The organism is Bordetella hinzii LMG 13501, assembly GCF_001548475.1.
GTDB lineage: Bacteria > Pseudomonadota > Gammaproteobacteria > Burkholderiales > Burkholderiaceae_B > Bordetella > Bordetella hinzii.
Genome location: NZ_LRUJ01000001.1, coordinates 111,596 through 128,461 on the forward strand (window position 1 = coordinate 111,596; position 16,866 = coordinate 128,461).

The 16,866-nt window shown below is 68.2% G+C and carries 16 protein-coding genes; 9 read left to right on the top strand and 7 right to left on the bottom strand.

Annotated features, from left to right (window positions below; genetic code table 11):
* The first annotated feature begins 34 nt into the window (after positions 1–34).
* Entirely contained in the window at positions 35–793 is a 759-nt protein-coding gene (locus AXA74_RS23695) for an alpha/beta fold hydrolase (protein WP_126623655.1), read from the top strand.
* 56 nt (positions 794–849) lie between these two features.
* A complete protein-coding gene (locus AXA74_RS00520; RefSeq protein ID WP_029578196.1) occupies positions 850–1,800 on the top strand; it encodes a tripartite tricarboxylate transporter substrate binding protein in 951 nt (316 codons plus the stop codon).
* Between the two features lie 117 nt (positions 1,801–1,917).
* Here the strand turns inward: AXA74_RS00520 and hutG are convergent, their stop codons facing one another.
* The gene (gene hutG / locus AXA74_RS00525; protein WP_032979485.1) at positions 1,918–2,709 is read right to left on the bottom strand and encodes an N-formylglutamate deformylase; all 792 of its coding nucleotides are present in this window, start codon (positions 2,707–2,709) and stop codon (positions 1,918–1,920) included.
* 155 nt (positions 2,710–2,864) lie between these two features.
* Positions 2,865–3,620, bottom strand: a complete 756-nt coding sequence (locus AXA74_RS00530; RefSeq protein ID WP_032958170.1) for a nitroreductase — start codon at positions 3,618–3,620, stop codon at positions 2,865–2,867.
* 177 nt (positions 3,621–3,797) lie between these two features.
* On the opposite strand from AXA74_RS00530, the gene AXA74_RS00535 reads away from it, so the two are divergent.
* On the top strand, positions 3,798–4,757 hold the full coding sequence (locus AXA74_RS00535; RefSeq protein WP_032958171.1) for an alpha/beta hydrolase: 960 nt from the start codon (positions 3,798–3,800) through the stop codon (positions 4,755–4,757).
* A gap of 1 nt (position 4,758) precedes the next feature.
* Here AXA74_RS00535 and AXA74_RS00540 read toward each other — a convergent pair whose 3' ends face one another.
* Together AXA74_RS00540 and AXA74_RS00545 are read right to left on the bottom strand one after the other, a co-directional pair.
* Complete coding sequence (locus AXA74_RS00540; protein ID WP_032958173.1) at positions 4,759–5,355, bottom strand: cupin domain-containing protein; 597 nt, start codon at positions 5,353–5,355, stop codon at positions 4,759–4,761.
* A gap of 18 nt (positions 5,356–5,373) precedes the next feature.
* Positions 5,374–6,378 carry a tripartite tricarboxylate transporter substrate binding protein BugE gene (locus AXA74_RS00545; RefSeq protein ID WP_029578191.1) on the bottom strand — a complete coding sequence of 335 codons (1,005 nt, stop codon included), beginning with the start codon at positions 6,376–6,378 and terminating at the stop codon, positions 5,374–5,376.
* 336 nt (positions 6,379–6,714) lie between these two features.
* Here AXA74_RS00545 and AXA74_RS00550 point away from each other — a divergent pair, with 336 nt between their 5' ends.
* Positions 6,715–7,677 carry a tripartite tricarboxylate transporter substrate binding protein gene (locus AXA74_RS00550; protein ID WP_029578190.1) on the top strand — a complete coding sequence of 321 codons (963 nt, stop codon included), beginning with the start codon at positions 6,715–6,717 and terminating at the stop codon, positions 7,675–7,677.
* A 69-nt stretch (positions 7,678–7,746) separates the two neighbouring features.
* Here the strand turns inward: AXA74_RS00550 and AXA74_RS00555 are convergent, their stop codons facing one another.
* Entirely contained in the window at positions 7,747–8,538 is a 792-nt protein-coding gene (locus tag AXA74_RS00555) for a flavin reductase family protein (RefSeq protein ID WP_032979486.1), read from the bottom strand.
* Between the two features lie 10 nt (positions 8,539–8,548).
* A complete protein-coding gene (locus AXA74_RS00560; protein WP_029578188.1) occupies positions 8,549–9,613 on the bottom strand; it encodes an LLM class flavin-dependent oxidoreductase in 1,065 nt (354 codons plus the stop codon).
* Between the two features lie 103 nt (positions 9,614–9,716).
* Here AXA74_RS00560 and AXA74_RS00565 point away from each other — a divergent pair, with 103 nt between their 5' ends.
* Complete coding sequence (locus AXA74_RS00565) at positions 9,717–10,661, top strand: LysR family transcriptional regulator (protein ID WP_032958692.1); 945 nt, start codon at positions 9,717–9,719, stop codon at positions 10,659–10,661.
* Positions 10,662–10,668: 7 nt separating this feature from the next.
* Here the strand turns inward: AXA74_RS00565 and AXA74_RS00570 are convergent, their stop codons facing one another.
* Positions 10,669–11,547: an SMP-30/gluconolactonase/LRE family protein gene (locus tag AXA74_RS00570; RefSeq protein ID WP_029578186.1), complete on the bottom strand. Its 879-nt coding sequence runs from the start codon at positions 11,545–11,547 to the stop codon at positions 10,669–10,671.
* Positions 11,548–11,802: 255 nt separating this feature from the next.
* Here AXA74_RS00570 and AXA74_RS00575 point away from each other — a divergent pair, with 255 nt between their 5' ends.
* From AXA74_RS00575 to AXA74_RS00590, 4 genes are read left to right on the top strand one after another with little or no spacing between them, the layout of a single operon-like run.
* The gene (locus AXA74_RS00575; protein ID WP_029578185.1) at positions 11,803–12,573 is read left to right on the top strand and encodes an enoyl-CoA hydratase/isomerase family protein; all 771 of its coding nucleotides are present in this window, start codon (positions 11,803–11,805) and stop codon (positions 12,571–12,573) included.
* Between the two features lie 2 nt (positions 12,574–12,575).
* On the top strand, positions 12,576–14,708 hold the full coding sequence (locus tag AXA74_RS00580) for an acetate--CoA ligase family protein (RefSeq protein WP_060833054.1): 2,133 nt from the start codon (positions 12,576–12,578) through the stop codon (positions 14,706–14,708).
* Between the two features lie 8 nt (positions 14,709–14,716).
* Positions 14,717–15,922 (top strand): acyl-CoA dehydrogenase family protein, encoded by a 1,206-nt coding sequence (locus tag AXA74_RS00585; protein ID WP_032963696.1) that lies wholly within the window; start codon positions 14,717–14,719, stop codon positions 15,920–15,922.
* Complete coding sequence (locus AXA74_RS00590) at positions 15,919–16,863, top strand: acyl-CoA dehydrogenase family protein (RefSeq protein ID WP_029578182.1); 945 nt, start codon at positions 15,919–15,921, stop codon at positions 16,861–16,863. Before AXA74_RS00585 ends, AXA74_RS00590 begins: the two co-directional genes overlap by 4 nt.
* Positions 16,864–16,866 lie beyond the last annotated feature (3 nt).

Genomic DNA, 16,866 nt, shown 5'->3' on the forward strand with positions numbered 1-16,866 from the left:
ACGACATTGCTTTGATCAACACAGGAGTCATGACTTGGATGGAATATTGACCACCCGGACCGTGCGCGGCATCCCGGCGCGCATGCTGCAAGGCGGCCAGGGCCCGCGCGTGCTGTTCCTGCACGGCGCCGCCGGCCTGAGCGGCTGGCCCGAATTCTTCCAGCATCTGGCGCGCGGCCACGAGATCTGGTTTCCCGAACATCCCGGCTTCGGCCTGACGCCGGAGTCGCCCGATATCGGCTCGACCGCTGACCTGGCCGCCTACTATCGCGACTTCCTGCGCGCCAGCGGCCCTTGCCATGTCATCGGCAGCTCATTCGGCGGTTGGCTGGCGGCCGAGCTGGCCACGCTGGACCCGGAGCATGTCCGCAGCCTGACCCTGATCGGCCCGGCCGGACTGCGGCCCAGGGTGGCCTCGGCCCCGCCCGCCAGCGAAGAAGCGTTCGTGCGCAAGCTCTACTTCGACCAAGGCGTGGCCGATCGCGTCCTGGCCGAGCCCATGGACGATGCCCAGCGCGCCCTGCAAAAGCGCAATCGCGCCGCCACCGCCAGGCTGGGCGGCAGCTTCCACAACCCCCGCCTCGAAACCGCGCTCGCCGGCCTCGACATCCCCGCGCTGGTGCTCTGGGGCGATCACGACCAGCTCGTGCCGGCGGAACAGGCCGCGCTATGGCAGGCCAGCCTGCGCCATGCGGAGATGACGATATTCACCGACTGCGGCCATCTGCCGCACTTCGAGCAGCCCCAGGCCGTGGCGCAACGCATACTGGACTTCCTGCGCCAGCAGGCATAACAGGGCGGCGGCACGCATCGCCCGCCCAGCATCATTCTTTCTCGAGGAGACTTGCCTTGAAAATCTTTGCCCCAGCCCTGGTGGCGCTCGGCCTCGTGGCGGCCGGCGCGCCCGCGCAGGCCGAATTTCCCGAACGCCCCATCACGATGATCGTGCCCTACCCGCCCGGCGGGGCCACGGACATCCAGATGCGCAGCCTGAGCGCGGCGGCCGCGCGCCGCCTCGGCCAGCCCATCACCATCGTGAACAAACCCGGCGCCGGCGGCTCCCTGGGCGCGGTCAACCTGAGCACGGCCGCCCCCGACGGCTACACCCTGTCGCAGGTGTCGGTGGGCGTGTTCCGCATGCCCGCCATCACCAAGATGCCCTATGACCCGGCCAAGCTGTCCTACATCATCGGCGTATCGGGCTATCTCTTCGGCGCGGCCGTCAAGAGCGACGCGCCCTGGAAGACCTTCGACGAGCTGGTCGCCTATGCGAAAGCCCATCCCGGCAAAGTGCGCTACGGCACCATAGGCACGGGTTCGGTGCAGCACGTCACCATGGAAGCCGTCGCCCAGCAACGTGGCATCGATTGGCTGCACGTCCCGTACAAGGGCAATTCCGAAGTCAATATGGCGCTGCTCTCCGGCCAGGTCGATTTCAGCTCCGACGGCAGCGCCTGGGCGGAACTGGTGAACAGCGGCCGCGTGCGGCTGCTGGCCGTCTACAGCGAGAAGCGCGCCAAGAAATGGCCCGATGTCCCGACCCTGAAAGAACTGGGCTACGGCATTTCGGAGCAGTCCCCCTATGGCATCGCCGGCCCGCCGGGCATGGCGCCGGCCGTCATGGCCCGTCTGCACGACGCCTTCCAGCAAGCGCTCGACGACCCCGAGCACCTCAAGACCCTGGAGACGCTCAACCAGGACGTGGTCTATATGTCCGGCGCCGACTTCGCCGCCCATGCCCGGCGCGAGACGGCGCGCCAGGCCGGGATCGTGGCCCGCTTCGGGCTCAAGCAGCAGTAGCGCGCCAGGCCTGTCCGGCCATCCCGGGCGGCGCCAAAGAAAAGGGACCGCGGGCTGTGCCAGCCGGCGGTCCCCGCGTCCATCGATGCCGGCCGCGGCCGGCATCCCTCCAGGCGGTCAGAGGGTCTCGAAAGCCTTGTTCACCAGCCTCTCGACCAGGGCGCCCACGCGGGCGGCCTCGGCCTGCACCCAGGGGTAGGGGTGGCGCTCTTCCATATAGGTGGACTGGCACATCTCCAGCTGCACCGCGTGGATGTTGTTGGCCGGATCGCCATAGTGGCGCGTGATGTAGCCGCCCTTGAAACGGCCATTGACCGCCCAGGTATAGGCCGACTGCCCTTGCAGCTCGCGCTGGATGGCGTCCTGGATGGCGGGCGCGGCGCTGGCGCCGCTGGAGGTGCCGATGTTCAGGTCGGGCAGCTTGCCTTCGAACAGGCGCGGAATGACGCTGGCGATCGAATGGCCTTCCCAGAGCAGGACCTTGCCGTGCCGGGCGCGCAGGCGCTCGATCTCGCCGCGCAGCTGGTCATGGTAGGGCTGCCAGTACTGTGCGCGGCGCGCATCGCGCTCGGCCTGGCCGATGGCTTCGCGGCCGTCGAGATAGAGGGGCTGGCCGTCGAAGGTATGCGTGGGACAGAGGCCGGTCTTGGCCTGGCCGGGATAGAGGCTCTCGTCGTTGGGCGGGCGGTTCAGGTCCACCACGTAGCGCGAATAGCGCGCCCACAGGAAGGAGGCGCCCAGCTTCTTGCCGAAGGCGTAGAGGCGATCCAGGTGCCAATCGGTATCGCCCGAACGCAGGCCGAGCTCGGTCATGAGCGGCTTTTGCGCCTCGGGGATCAGGCTGCCCAGATGGGGGATGGAAATCAGCAGCGGCGCGGTGCCGGCCTCGAAGTGAAAGATATCGCTCATGAACGCTCGTCTGGATGCCCGCGGGCCGGGCCCGCGCGGGGGGATGGCGTCCATGATACTAAAACGGGCCGGCCCGTTTTCCGCTCTCATTAAATGAGAATCGCGGGCGCCGGGGCGGCCTTGCGGCAAGCCCAAGACCAGCCCTTCGCCCGCCCCTAATCCAGCCAGGACGTATACGCCGCCGGGTCCACGCGGTCGGGCCGGAAGGTGTTCACCGGCGCGGCCACGTCCGCATGGCCCAGGGCCAGGGCGCACACCAGGCGTTCGTCGCCCGCGCCGAGATGCGGCAGGACAAGCGAGGCAAACGGGTTCCAGGCCGCCTGGATGCAGGAGTGCAGGCCTTCTGCGCGCGCCGCCAGCATCACGTTCTGCACGAACATCGCGGTATCGACCAGCGCACCCTCGGCCAGCAGCCGTTCGTTGGTGAAGAACATGCCCACCGGCGCGCCGAAGAATTCGTAGTTGCGCTGCTGCTGGGCATGCATCCGCGCCCGCTCGCCTTTGGCGATGTTGAGCACGCGGTACAGGCCCAGGCCACAGGCGCGCCGGCGCTCGATATAGGGCGACACCCATTGCCTGGGATAGTACTGGTACTCCTCGCGGTAGCGCCCGGCCAGGGCCGGATCCGCGTTGACGGCGTCGTGCGCCTCGCAGACCTTGCGCGACAGGGCGTCGCGGCTGGCGCCCTGCACGACATAGACCTTCCAGGGCTGGTTGTTGGACCCGGACGGCGCCCAGCTGGCCACGCGCAGGATGCGCTCGAGCACCTCCCGCTCGACGGGGGTGGAAAGAAACTCGCGGCAGCAAAAGCGGCTTTCGATCGCCGCGTGGACGCTGGCCGGGTCGGCCACGACGGTACTCACGGGCGGCGCCAGCGAGGCGGCGCGCAATACAGCGGTTTCAGCAGTCATCGTCATCTCGATCGAGGAATGGGTCGTCGCGGCCGCTCCCGGGGCCGGATCCCGCGAACCGCCACTGTCGCATATCGGCGAAACGGCGTCGATTTCAGTGGACAGTTTTTTTTCGCCAAAGCGAAAATCTGGCTATAGTGGGTCCCGCCCCTCCCGACACGACAAGGAAAACCGCGCATGACATACGACCCAGGTATCCAGGCTTATGTGGACGAGGCCCGGCGCGCGCTGGGCCGGATGGCGGGGCTGCAAATCTCGCTGGCGCAGCGCCGCACCCGGGCCGACCAGTATGCGGCGCTGGTGCGCGAGCCCTACCCCGCCGGCCTGGCGGTGAGCGACACCTATATCGTGCGGCAGGGCCATGAGATACCGGTGCGCATCTACCGGCCCGAAAGCCAGGCCGCCCTGCCCACCATCGTCTACCTGCATGGCGGCAGCTTCGTGGCCGGCAGCCCCCAAGGCCATGATTTCATCACGGCCAGCCTGGCCGCCAATACCGGCGCGCAGGTCTTCAGCGTGCACTACCGCCGGGCCCCGGAGAACCCCTATCCGGCGCCGACCCAGGATGCCTACGAGGCCCTGCGCTGGGCCGCCGATGAGGCGGACATGCTCAAGGTCGACACGGACCGCATCGCGGTGGCCGGCGACAGCGCGGGCGGCAATCTCGCCGCCGCGTGCGCGCTGCTGGCGCGCGATCGGCAAGGCCCGCGCCTGCGCATGCAGGCGCTGGTGTATCCCACCCTGGACGCGGACCTGGACACGCCCAGCTATCTGCACAACACCCAGGACGCCTTCCTGACGCGCGAGGCGATGGCGTTTGCCCTGGAGGCTTTCCTGCCTGGCGGGCCGGATGCGGCGGACGGCTATGCGCTGCCGATGCGCGCCGCGGACCACGCCGGGCTGCCGCCGGCCTATCTGCTGCTTGCCGACCATGATCCCCTGCTCGACGATGGCCTGCGCTACGCCGACAAGCTGCGGGAGGCCGGCACGGCGGTGCAGCTGCGCGTGGGCCAGGGCATGATCCATGGCTTTTTGCGCGCGCGCCGCTATAGCGCCGTGGCCGAGGCCGAGTTCCAGCGCCTGTGCGACGCGCTGCGGGGCGCCCTGGACCTGCCTGCCCCCGCGCGGCGCTGGTGACCTACAGCTGGCGGGCCGCCAGCGGCTCGTGCGAGATGATCCACAGCAGGCTGGCGGGCTCCTCGTAGGGATTGCTGAAGATGTGCGGCGTGGCGCCATCGAACTGGAAACTGTCGCCGCGGCGCAGGTGCAGCACCTGGTCGGCCAGCGCCAGGTCGAATGCCCCTTGCAAGACCATCCCGCCTTTCTCGGCGGGATAGCTCAGGGCCGCGGGGCCGGACGTGCCGCCCGGCTGGATGGTCAGCACCATGAATTGCAGGCGCTGGCCGGCGGGCGGAGAAAGCATCTCCTTGGTCATCAGCGGCGTGCCGAACGGCACGGCGCGCCGCGTCCCCTCGCGCCGGACATGGGCGGCCAGGCCGCCGGCATCGGCCTGGCCGGCCGGCGGCTCGTCGAACAACGCGCTCAGTGGCACGCCCAGGGCCTGCTGGATGCGCATCAAGGTCTTCAGCGATGGGTTGCCCAGGTCGCGTTCGATTTCGCTGAGGATCCCGATGGCGACGCCGGAGGAAGAGGACAAGGCTTGCAGCGATATCTTCTTTTCCTTGCGGATGCGCCGAATGGCCTGCCCGATGGGGCCGGAGTCATCGTTTTTCATGCAGACAAAGGCAAAGGTTCAGGGCGCCGACTTCACGCCCATGTCGTTGAGGATGGGCAGCCAGTCCGCATAGTCTACTTCGAAGCGTTTCTTGGCATCGGCCAAGGAACCCGGCAGCGGGACCAGGCCGAGTTGCCGCAGCCTGTCCTGGAATGCCGGATCCGAAACCGCCTGCTCGACGGCATCGTGGATGGCGGCCTCGATCGCCGGCGGGGTGCCCGCGGGCACGAAGATGGCCTGCCAGGGCTGCATCATATGCCGGACGCGATCGCCCAGCCCGGCCTGCGCGATCGTCGGCACGTCCGGCAGCTCCTGCAGGCGCGACTCGCTGAAGACCGCCAGCGCGCGCAGCTTGCCCGCCTTCACCAGCTCCTTGACCACGGGCGGCGTGTCCACCAGATAGGCATTGCGCCCTTCGACCAGGTCGGTCAGCGCGGGCGCGCTTCCGCGGTAGGCGATGTGCACGACGTCGGCGCCGATCGCGTTGGCGAAATACTGCGCGGTGATGTGTCCCGACGTTCCGATGCCGGCCGAGCTGAAGTTGTACTTGCCCGGCGACTGGCGCAGGTATTGCGCAAATTGCTTGAGATCGGCGGCCGGCGAGGTCGCGGGCACGACTAGCACGAGCGGCACTTTGGAGATCAGCGCCACGGCCGAGAAACTCTTGACCGGGTCGTAGGGCAGTTCGGGCGCCGTGCCCGCGAGCAGCACCTGCGTGGACATGCCGCCCAGGAGCAGCGTATAGCCGTCCGGCTTGGCCCGGGCCACCGCCTGGTTGCCGACCAGGCCTCCCGCGCCGGCCCGGTTTTCAACGATGACCGGCTGGCCCAGGGACTGCGTCAGCCGCTCCGCGACCCGCCGGGCCACGATATCGGAATTGCCGCCGGCGGGAAAAGGCACGACCAGCGTCACCGGACGCTCGGGGTAGCCCGCGTGGGCAGGCGCGGCCAGGCACGACAAGGCTGCCGGGAGCAAACCGGCCATCAGGCCGGCGAACCACCGGCGGGCAAGGGATCGGAACATGGCGGAGCTCGCAATCGAGAAGGGCTGACAGAGAGGGGCTGAAATTTACTGTTTAGCGAAAGTACTTCTCACAATATTCGTTATGACGTAAATTCCGCCATCCGGGAAAGCCCGGCCCGGCCGTGTCCATGGCATGGCCGCAAGCCCCGCTATTTGCGCAAAACAGTTCTGCGCCGCCATGGGGTAATCTCCAGGGCCGATAAAACTTACTATTGCCGTGGACAGAACCGAGGACGGCAGCGCTGAGCCGTCCCCCCCACGACGCCCGCCCGGCCATCGGGCAGGCCGGTCCCGCCCCGGGACGGCCATGGGCGCGGGTCAGCAGGAGACAGATCTATGTACCAGCCCACGCGCCGCGGCTTCATTGCCGCGGGTGCCCTCATGATGCTTGCCCGGCCGCTGCGCGCCGCGCCCAAACCGGTTTCCCTCATCGTGCCCTACGCGGCCGGCGGGCCGAACGATAATTTCGCGCGGCTGTTGGCCGAAGGCATGAGCGCGGAGATAGGCCGCCCTTTCATTGTGGAGAACAAGCCGGGCGCCAATGGCATCATCGGCTCCAGTTACGTGGCGCGCGCCGCGGCCGACGGTTCGACGCTGTTGATGGGCGGCTCGGGGCCGCTGTCGCTCAACATCCTGCTGCGCCCTTCGCTGCAATACGGTTTTGACAGCTTTGCGTCCGTGGCCATGCTCTTCGACGGCCCGCTGACCATCACGGTGCCGCCCCAGATGGGCGTGAACTCGCTCGCGGAACTGGTGGCCTACGCCAAGCGCGAAGGACGTCCCCTGACCTATGGTTCGCTGGGCCCGGGCAGTGTCACCGACCTCTATGGCCTGATCCTGTCCAAGACCCTGGGCATCCCCCTGACCGCCGTTCCGTACAAGAGCACGCCCACCAGCCTGATGGACCTGATCAGCGGCCGCAATGACCTGTCCTTCATGACGCCCATCGCGCTGGCGGACCACCAGAAAGCCGGCGCGGTGAAGATCCTGACGCTGACCACGGACCGCCGCGACCCGGCGCTGCCGGAAGTGCCGTGCGTCACGGAACTGGGCTACCCGCAGCTCAAGGCCAGCTACTGGACCGCCCTGCACGCGCCCAAGGGCACGCCGGGCGAACTGGTCCAGGCCTATGCCGCCGCGGCCATCAAGACCGTCCAGACCCCCAGCTTCCGCCAGATGCTGGTCACCAACGGCCAGACGGAAAAAGCCGGCGGCCCGCAAGCGCTGGACGCCCAGCTGGAAGCCGACCGCCAATATTGGGGCAAGGTCATCAAGGACAACCAGATCGTCCTGGACTGACCGGCGCCGGCCCAAAGGCAAAAGCCCGCGCGAGCGGGCTTTTTTGCGGACCGGCGGGCGCCGCCCGCCCTATTGCAGCAGCGACAGACGGTGCGTGGCGGCGTTGAAGTTGACCACCGGCTGCGCCGGCCGGCAGGCCGTCTTGCGGATCTTGCCGACGATCAGGTCGTGCGTGCCGAGCGCCTCGGTGCAGACGATATCGCACTCGATGCTGGCCAGGGCGTCGGACAGCACGGGCAGCCCCTGGTCGGTCATCACCCAGCCGCCCTGGGCAAAGCGCGCGCTGCCTTGCGGCTGGCGCAGAAAGGCCTGGATGATCTCGCCATGATCCTCGCCCAGCACATTGGCCACGAAGCGACCATTGCGCAGCAAGGCATTGCGCGCCGAGGCGGTCTGCTGCACGAAGAACCCGACCATGGGCGGCTCGGCCGAGATCGAGGTCAGGCTGGAGACGATCAGGCCGGCCACCTCCTCGCCGTCGCCGGTGCTGACCGCGCTGATGCCCGCGGGCAAGGCCCGCATGGCCGCCTTGAAGTCATCGACCGACACCACCTCGTCGTGTTCGTTGATCACCATGTGCGCGCGGATGTCGCCGCGCTCATCCACCCAGCCGTGCCGCGCCGCATAATCCACCATGGCCGAAAAGCCCGCTTCCCACTGCGGGTCGCCCGCATGCTGCGACAGAAAGCGCAGCACCGAGGGCGCCAGGCGCAGATGGCGCTCGTCCTCGCGCCGGCCCACGCGGGCGATGGCCTGCTCCAGCCGCTCGCGCGGCTGCGGGTCGGCCAGCACATCGAGCCGGCGAAAATCCGTCGGATGGCGCAGGGTGATGGCGCCGGCGTTGCTCAGGTAGATCTGCATGGCCTCCTCCTCAGGCGACCGCCGCCGTGCTGCCGATTTCCTTGCGGATGGCCGGAATAATCTTGTCGCCCCAGAGTTCGATCTGGCGCAGCATGGTCTTCTGGTCGAAATCGCCCAGCTGGGTCTGCAGCGCGATGTGCTTGGGACGCAGGATGCTGATTTCTTCCAGCATCTTGTCGATCACCTCGTTGACCGAGCCCACGGGCAGGTTCTTGCGCAGCTGCTCGAAGGTCGGATCGGTTTCGGACGGCACTTCCTTGACCATATAGCCGTCGTCGCTTTGCGCCCGGCGGTACTTCAGGCTCTCCGAGATCCGGCGCTGGAAGCGGGCGCAATCCAGGTAGGCGTCGATCTCGGCCTTGTTGTCCGAAGCGTAGCCGCAGCGCAGGAAGCCGAACTTCACGTCGCGGTCCAGGTCCTTGCCGTTGTCCGCGGCCACTTTCTCCAGGCGGCCGCGCAGCCCGGTGATGGCCTCGTTGCCGTTGAGCAGCGCGGTCACGAAGAGATTGTGGTTCTCGCGCACGCCGCGGCCCAGCGTCACCGGGTTGCCCGAGGTGATCCAGATGGGCGGCATCGGATCCTGCAGGCAGCGCACGGCGATCGAGCTCGGCGGGATATTCAGGTATTGGCCCTGGTGCTCGAAGATCTTCTGGGTCAGGCCCTTGGGGATCACGTCCAGGAACTCATTGAAAATCGCGCCCGATTCGGCGATCTGCACGCCGAAACGCTCGAACTCGAACTCCTGGTAGCCCGAGCCCACGCCCAGCTCCAGCCGGCCGTTGGACACCGTATCCACGAAGCCCACCTCGGCCAGGAAACGCGCCGGATGGTAGAGCGGCAAGATGCAGACCGCCGTGCCCAGGCGGATGCGCTGGGTCTTGGCGGCGGCATGGGCCACCGTCATCAGGGGCGAGGGCGAGAGCGAATAGTTGTTGAAATGGTGCTCGGCATACCAGGCTGTATCGAAGCCCGCCTGCTCGGCGACCACCGTCTGTTCGATGGAGTTGTTGATGACTTGCTTGGAGGACTGGTGGTAACCTCGTTGCTGCGCCAGGATGAATACGCCGAATTCCATAATGTCTCCTCAATAGCGGACTTTGAGGAAATTCTAGAGGCCGGTAGCTACTGGCTGGAATACAAGAAAAGCGGCGTTCTGTGCTGCGGAAAGTGGAGGAATGATGGACAGGCTGCGCGCGATGGAGCTGTTTCTGTCGATATCGAAAACGGAGAGCTTCTCCGAAACCGCGCGGCAGTTCGGTGTCTCGGCCACCTCGGTGTCGCGCATGATCACCGAGTTCGAGGCCGAGCTGAACGTCAAGCTGCTGCTGCGCTCCACGCGGCAGGTCGTGCTGACCGAAGCCGGCCAGGAGTACGCCAGCCAGCTCGAGGGCATACTCTGGAACATCAACGAAGCGCATCGCAACATCACCGAGATCCGCTCGGCGCCCAAGGGCACGCTGCGGGTGCATTCGCGCATGATGTTCGGCCTGGGCGTGCTGCCCCCGCTGGTGGCGGCCTTCCGCCAGCAATACCCCGATATCCACATCGAGCTGGTGCTTTCCGAGGCCAAGACCGACCTGCGGCGCAACAATTTCGATATCGATTTCCGCATTTCCCCGCCCGTCGAAGCGGGCTTGAAGCGCCGCATCCTGTTCAAGAGCGAGCGCTACCTGGTGGCCTCGCCCGCCTACCTGGCCGCACGCGGCATCCCGCAGCAGCCGGCCGACATCGTCGGGCACGCCTGCCTGGCCTATCTGCTGCCGGGTGAACAATATTGCTGGCGCTTCAAGCACGAGGACGCCGTCGACGAAGTGCCGGTCAAACCGCGCCATGTCAGCAACAACGGCGTCGCCCTGCTGGAGCTGGCCCGCCTGGGAGAAGGCATCGCCCTGCTCGATGACTACACCGTGCATAACGACATCGCGCGCGGCACGCTGGAGCGTCTCCTGCCGCAATACCGCGTGACCAACACCACCTTCGAGGAGGGCATGTACGCCACCATCCTCGACACGGCCATGATCCCGGCCAAGATACGCCTCTTCCTGGATTTCGTCGCCGACCACGTCTCCGGCCCGGCGCTGCGCTTTACCGCCTACAAAGGCAGCGCCGGCGGCGCCGACTGAGCCAGGCTCAGGGACGGATGCTGCAACGCGGCCGCGGCGCGCCGCGCCGCCCCGTGCCGCGCACGCGCAGCAGCGCGCCATCCAGCGGCCCATCGGCCGACAGCCGCCCGCTGTCGCTGATCGAAGTGACATAGAGATCGTCCAGCCCGTCGCCGCCGAAACACAGCGAGGCCGGGTGCCGCACCGGCAGCTCGATACGCTGGTCCAGCCTGCCCTGGCTGTCGAACCGGGCGATGGCCCCGGCATGCACCAGCGCCGTCCACAGACCGCCCTCGGCATCGAAACAGCAGCCGTCCGGCGCCGAACCCAGGGCATCGGTATCGACGAAGACCTCCCGCTCGCCCAGGCCGCCGTCCGCGTCCATCCGGAAGCGGAAGATCTTGCGCTGCGAGCTGTCGCAGACATGGAAATAGGTGCCGGTCGGGTCGGGACCGGGGCCGTTCACGACGCCCAGGTCCTGGGCAATGCGCGTCAGCCGGCCCTGCGTGTCCAGGCGGTACAGGCCGCCCAGCGGCGGCTCGCCTTCCTGGCGATAGATGTGCATGGTGCCGGCCACGAAACTGCCGTCGGGCATGGCCACACCGTCATTGAGGCGCAGATTGGGGTGGCTGTCGCCGATGCGCGCCACGGTGCGCAAGGTGTGGTCGGCCGTGTCGAAAAGCACGAAGCGCTCCTTCAGGGCCACCACCAGCTCGTCATCGCCATTGAAGGCGAAAGACCCCAGGGGCGCGGGCAGCTGCCATTGGCGCGCCGCGCCACTGTCGGGGTCCACGGCCAGGATCTGGCCGTGGCGGCAATCCGCCATCCATAGTCGTCCGCGCGCGGCATCCCATACCGGGCACTCGCCCAGGGCCGCGCGCACCGTGCCGATTCGCTCGATCTGCATCTGTTGAGTGTCTCCTGACCAGACGCATGGTATCGGCTGGCGAGGCGCTGGAATATGGCGTTTTCCTGCAGAACACAACCAACATTTATGGCGTAAATCTTGCGCATATCGCGTCCATATAATCCAAAAAAAACCGGCGGCCAAGGCTGCGATGCAGGGCCGGACCGGTCAACGCGACTCGAGGAGACTCACCATGCAGCATGCCGACGGCGCCGCGCGCGCCCCTGTTTTTTTCCTGTCGAACGAGGTGCTGGCATGAGCGAGGCCGCCGTCAAGTTCGAGATCGACCGTGGCGTGGCGCTGGTCACGCTCAACCGTCCCCCGGTCAACGCGCTGAACCGCGAAACGCGCCGCCGCCTGGTGGCCATCTTCGATGAAATCTCGGAACGCGAAGACATCCGCTGCGCCGTGCTGACCGGCAGCGGCACCGTGTTCTGCGCCGGCGCGGACCTCAAGGACCGTCCGGCCGCCGACATCGCTGGCGACTTCCTGGAGCACAACCGCATCACCCGCGAGACCGGCAACGCCATCCGCGAGTGCAGCAAGCCCGTGATCGCCGCGGTCAACGGCGCGGCGCTTGGCGCCGGCCTGGGACTGATGGCCGCCTGCGACATCATGTACGCCTCGGAGAACGCCACCTTCGGCATGCCGGAAATCAACGTCGGCCTGGCCGGCGGCGCCTCGATGCTGCGCACGCTGTTCGGCCGCTCCACGCTGCGCCGGATGTTCTTCACCGGCCAGCGCCTGAGCGCCCAGGAACTGCTTCGCCGCAATGTGCTGGAAGACGTGCTGCCCGCCGACGAACTCCTGCCCACGGCCCTGGCCCTGGCCCACGAGATCGCCTCGAAAGCGCCCCTGGCCGTGGTCTATGCCAAGCGCGCGGCCAATATGGTCGACCTCATGCCACAGCGCGACGCCTACCGCTTCGAGCAGGATTTCACCATGGCGCTGGCCAAGACCGAGGACGCCCGCGAAGCGCGCATGGCCTTCCTGGAAAAGCGCCAGCCGCAGTTCAAGGGGCGTTGAGCATGGCGGCACAGACGCAACGCCCGGGCGCGGGGCTGCGGGCCTTTTTCGAGGCGCGCGGCATCGCCATCATCGGCGCCTCCGATGACATCACCAAGATCGGCGGCCGGCCGGTGCACATGCTGGTCAAGTATGGCTATGCCGGCCCGGTCTATCCCATCAATCCCAAGGGCGGCACCATCCAGGGCCTGCCCGCCTATGCCAGCGTGCGCGACACGCCGACCGCCCCGGAACTGGCGATCCTCGCCGTCCCGGCCGGCGCCACCCCGGCCGCGCTGCGCGACTGCGCCGCGCGCGGCGTGAAGGCCGCCATCGTGCTGTCCTCCGGATTCGTCGAGGCCGGCCCGCAAGGCGCGGCGCTGCAGGACGAACTGGTGGCCATCGCGCGCGAGAACGATATGCGCGTGCTGGGCCCGAACTGCCTGGGCGCGGTCAATGTGGCAGACCGGCTGATCGGGTCCTTCTCCATCGCGCTGGAAGAGCATATGCCGCCGGCCGGCCAGGTCGGCATCGTGTCGCAATCGGGCAATGTGGGCAGCCACACCATGCAGAGCGTGGCCCGGCGCGGCATGGGCGTGAGCCGCTTCATCGCCACCGGGAACGAAGCCGATGTGGACGTGGCCGACGGCATCGCGGCCCTGGCCGAAGATCCCGCCACGCGCATCATCCTGTGCTGCATGGAGACCTGCCGACATGCCGGCAAGCTGATCGAAGCCCTGCGCCTGGCGCGCGAGCAAGGCAAGCCGGTCATCGTGCTGAAGATCGGCTCCACCGAGAAAGGCCAGGCCGCCGCGGCCTCGCACACCGGCGCGCTGACGGGTTCGGACGCGGTGATCGACGCCATCTTCCGCCGCCACGGCGTGCTGCGCGTGCGGTCGGTCGAGGCCCTGATCGACATCGGCCATGCGGCCTCGCTGCTGATGCCCGGCCGCCTGCCGCGCAATGACGCCGTCACGCTGGTCGCGGCCTCCGGCGGCTTCGGCATCATGATGGCCGACGCCATGAGCGAAGCCGGGCTGGCCTTGCCGCCCCTGGCCCCGCACACCCAGGCGCGCATCCGCGAAGCGGTGCCCACCGCCAGCACCGGCAACCCGGTCGACGCCTCGGCGCAGATGTCCAGTCGTCCCGACATCTTGCTCAAGATGCTCACCGCGCTGCTGGACGATCCCTCCGAGGGCGCGCTGGCCTTGTTCATGTCGCTGTCGCTCTACAACACGCGCCTGCGCGGCATCTACCTGGAAGCGCTGGCGCAGGTGCGCGCCAGCCATCCCGACCGCCTGTTGATGATCATCAGCCAAGGCCCGGCCGAGGCCATCGAGAAGATCAATGCGCTGGGTATCCCGGTGTTTTCAAGCATCGACGCGGCCGCCACCGGGCTGGCCGGGCTGGTGCGCCTGGGCCGCTTGCGCGCGGCCGACGCCGCGCCGCGCCGGGAAATGGCCGCCGAGCCGGTCGACCCCGCGGTCTTCCGCAATGAATTCCACGCCAAGCAGGCACTGGCCCAGGCCGGCATCGATGTCCCGCGGGAGATCATCGCCCGCGACGCCGATGAAGCGGCGCGCGCGGCCGAGACCATCGGCTACCCGGTGGTGCTGAAGATCGCCTCCGAAGACATCGCCCACAAGACCGAGGCCGGCGGCGTGGCGCTCAACCTCGCCGACAGCCCGTCCGTGCGCGAAGCCTTTGCCCGCGTGCTGGCCAATGCCGCGCGCCACGCGCCGCAGGCCCGCATCGACGGCGTGCTGGTCGCGCCCATGGTGCGCGACGGCACGGAAATGATCGCCGGGATTTCGCAGGATCCGGTCTTCGGCCCCATCGTGATGGTCGGCATGGGCGGTATCTATGCCGAGGTGCTCAAGGACGTGGCCGTGCAGGCCGCCCCGGTCAGCGAAGAAGAAGCCCTGGCGATGATCCGCTCGCTGAAGATGTTCGCCATCCTGGACGGCGCGCGCGGCCAGCCCAAGGCGGATATCGGCGCCGCCGCGCGCGCGGTCGCGCGGCTGTCGGAGTTCGCCTACCGGCATCGCGGCGACATCGCCGAGATCGATATGAACCCCATCCTGGTGCGGCCCCAGGGTCAAGGCGTCGTCGTGCTCGATGCGCTGATGATCCCCCGCGCCGCGCCCGCACTCTGAGGAAAAGCATGCACTTCGATCAACACGTGGCGGTCCCCGACCCGGCCGCCGGGCCCGAGGTCTACCGCCAGCACGCGCGCGCGTGGCTGCGCGCCAACCTGCCCGACTTCATGCGCAGCGACAGCCTGGACTGGCGTGCCCCCACCCTGGCCGAAAGCAGCGCCTGGGAAGCCGCCATGTACCAGGCCGGGCTGGCCGGCATGACCTGGCCCAAGCCGTACGGCGGCCATGGCCTGTCGCTGCGCGAACACCTGGCCGTGAACAAGGAAGTCGGCGCGCTGCCCATGCCCGAGAGCGTCAGCTCGATCGGCAAGGAGCTGGCCGGCCCCATCATCATGGCGGTCGGGACCGAGGCGCAGAAGCAGGCCTTCCTGCCCAATATCCTGTCCATGAAGCAGTACTGGTGCCAAGGCTTCTCCGAGCCGGATGCCGGCTCGGATCTCGCCCGGCTGCGCACCAAGGCCGTGCAGGAAGGCGGCCAGTGGCGCATCAACGGCCAGAAAATCTGGACCAGCGGCGCGGCCAAGGCACACTACTGCCTGCTGCTGACCCGCACCGGCACCGTGGCCGACAAGCATCGCGGCCTGCTGATGTTCGCCGTGCCCATGGACACCCCGGGCATCCGCGTGGTGCCCATCAAGTCCATCGACGGCAAGTCCTCGTTCGCCGAGGTGTTCTTCGACGATGTCGTCGTGCCCGACAGCGCGCGGCTGGGCGCCCCCGACGAAGGCTGGAGCGCCGCCATCCGCGTACTGTCCATCGAGCGGGCCACCAACCGCATGTACCGTCCCTGGCGCTTCGAATGCGAACTGCGCCAGCTGATCGCCGCCTGCAAATCCGACAGCCAATTGGCCAGCGCCCTGGACGACGGCTACGTCCAGCGCCGCATCGGCGACCTGGTCGGCGAAATCGACGGCCTGAAGGGCCTGGTCGAGCTGACCGTCGAACGCATGATGCGCGGCGAATCCATCGGCGCGCGCGGCTCGCTCACCAAACTCTATTGGTCGGAGTGCCACCAGGCCTTCGCCGGGCTGGCCCTGTCGCTGCTGTCCCAGGTCGGCCCGCACTCCAGCCCGCTGGCGCGGCGCGCGCACGCGGCCTTCACCAACGCCTATCTGTTCGCGCGCGCCGAGACCATCTATGCCGGCACGACCGAAGTGCAGCTCGATGTCATCGCGCAGCGCATCATGAATCTTCCCAAGGATCTGACATGAGCAGCGAAGAACTGCGCCCCGAGGAGTTCGCGCAGGCCGCCTGCGCGGCCATTAGCGACGCGCTGACGCGCCAGGACCGCCATGAAATGGCCGCGGTATTGGCCGAGGCCGGCCTGTGCGGCGTCATGGCGGCCGAAGACGACGGCGGGCTGGGCCTGGACCTGGCCTTCGCCCTGCCCATCGCCCATGCCGCCGGGCAGCTGCATCTGCCGCTACCCCTGGCCGAACAGATCCTGCTGGCCCATGCCCTGCCCGGCACGCCGCAGGCGGCCGCCCTGGCCGCCGGCGAACGCCTGGCCGGCATCGCCTGGCAAGGCAGCGTCCAGGCCGGCCATGCCCGCCTGGACCATGGCCCGGCCGACTGGATGCTGGTGGCCGACGGCGACGGCGCCGCCCTGCTCGACGTCACGGCCGCGCCGCGCCAGGAGCAGTCCGCGCTGGATCCCGAGCATCCCCAACTGTGGTTCACGCTGCAGGACGCGCCGGTGCTCGCCCGCCTGGACGCCGCCGCCTGGGCCGCCTTCAAGCGCCGCGCCCACCTGCTGCTGGCCGAGTTCGCCAACGGGGCGGCCGAAGGCGCCCTGCAAGCCGCCGCCGGCTATATGGCCACCCGCGTGCAATTCGGCCGCCCCCTGTCGGCCAAGCAAGCGGTGCGCCACCTGCTGGCGCGCATGCGGCTGCTGCAGGACGTCTCCAGCGCGGCCATCCGCCGCGCCATGCGGACCGACGAATACGGCGCGGCGCGCGACACGCGCCCCGCCCTGGCCGGCGCGCTGGGCAATGCCGCCTACGTCATCGAGAAAGCCATCCACCTGCATGGCGGCATGGGTTTCACCTGGGAGCTGCCACTGCACCGCGCGCTGCGCGCCGTGCGCAAGCTGGACGCCGCCTTCGGCGGCCTGTCGCGCGACACGGGCCGCGCCTACATTCAATCGGTATAAGGA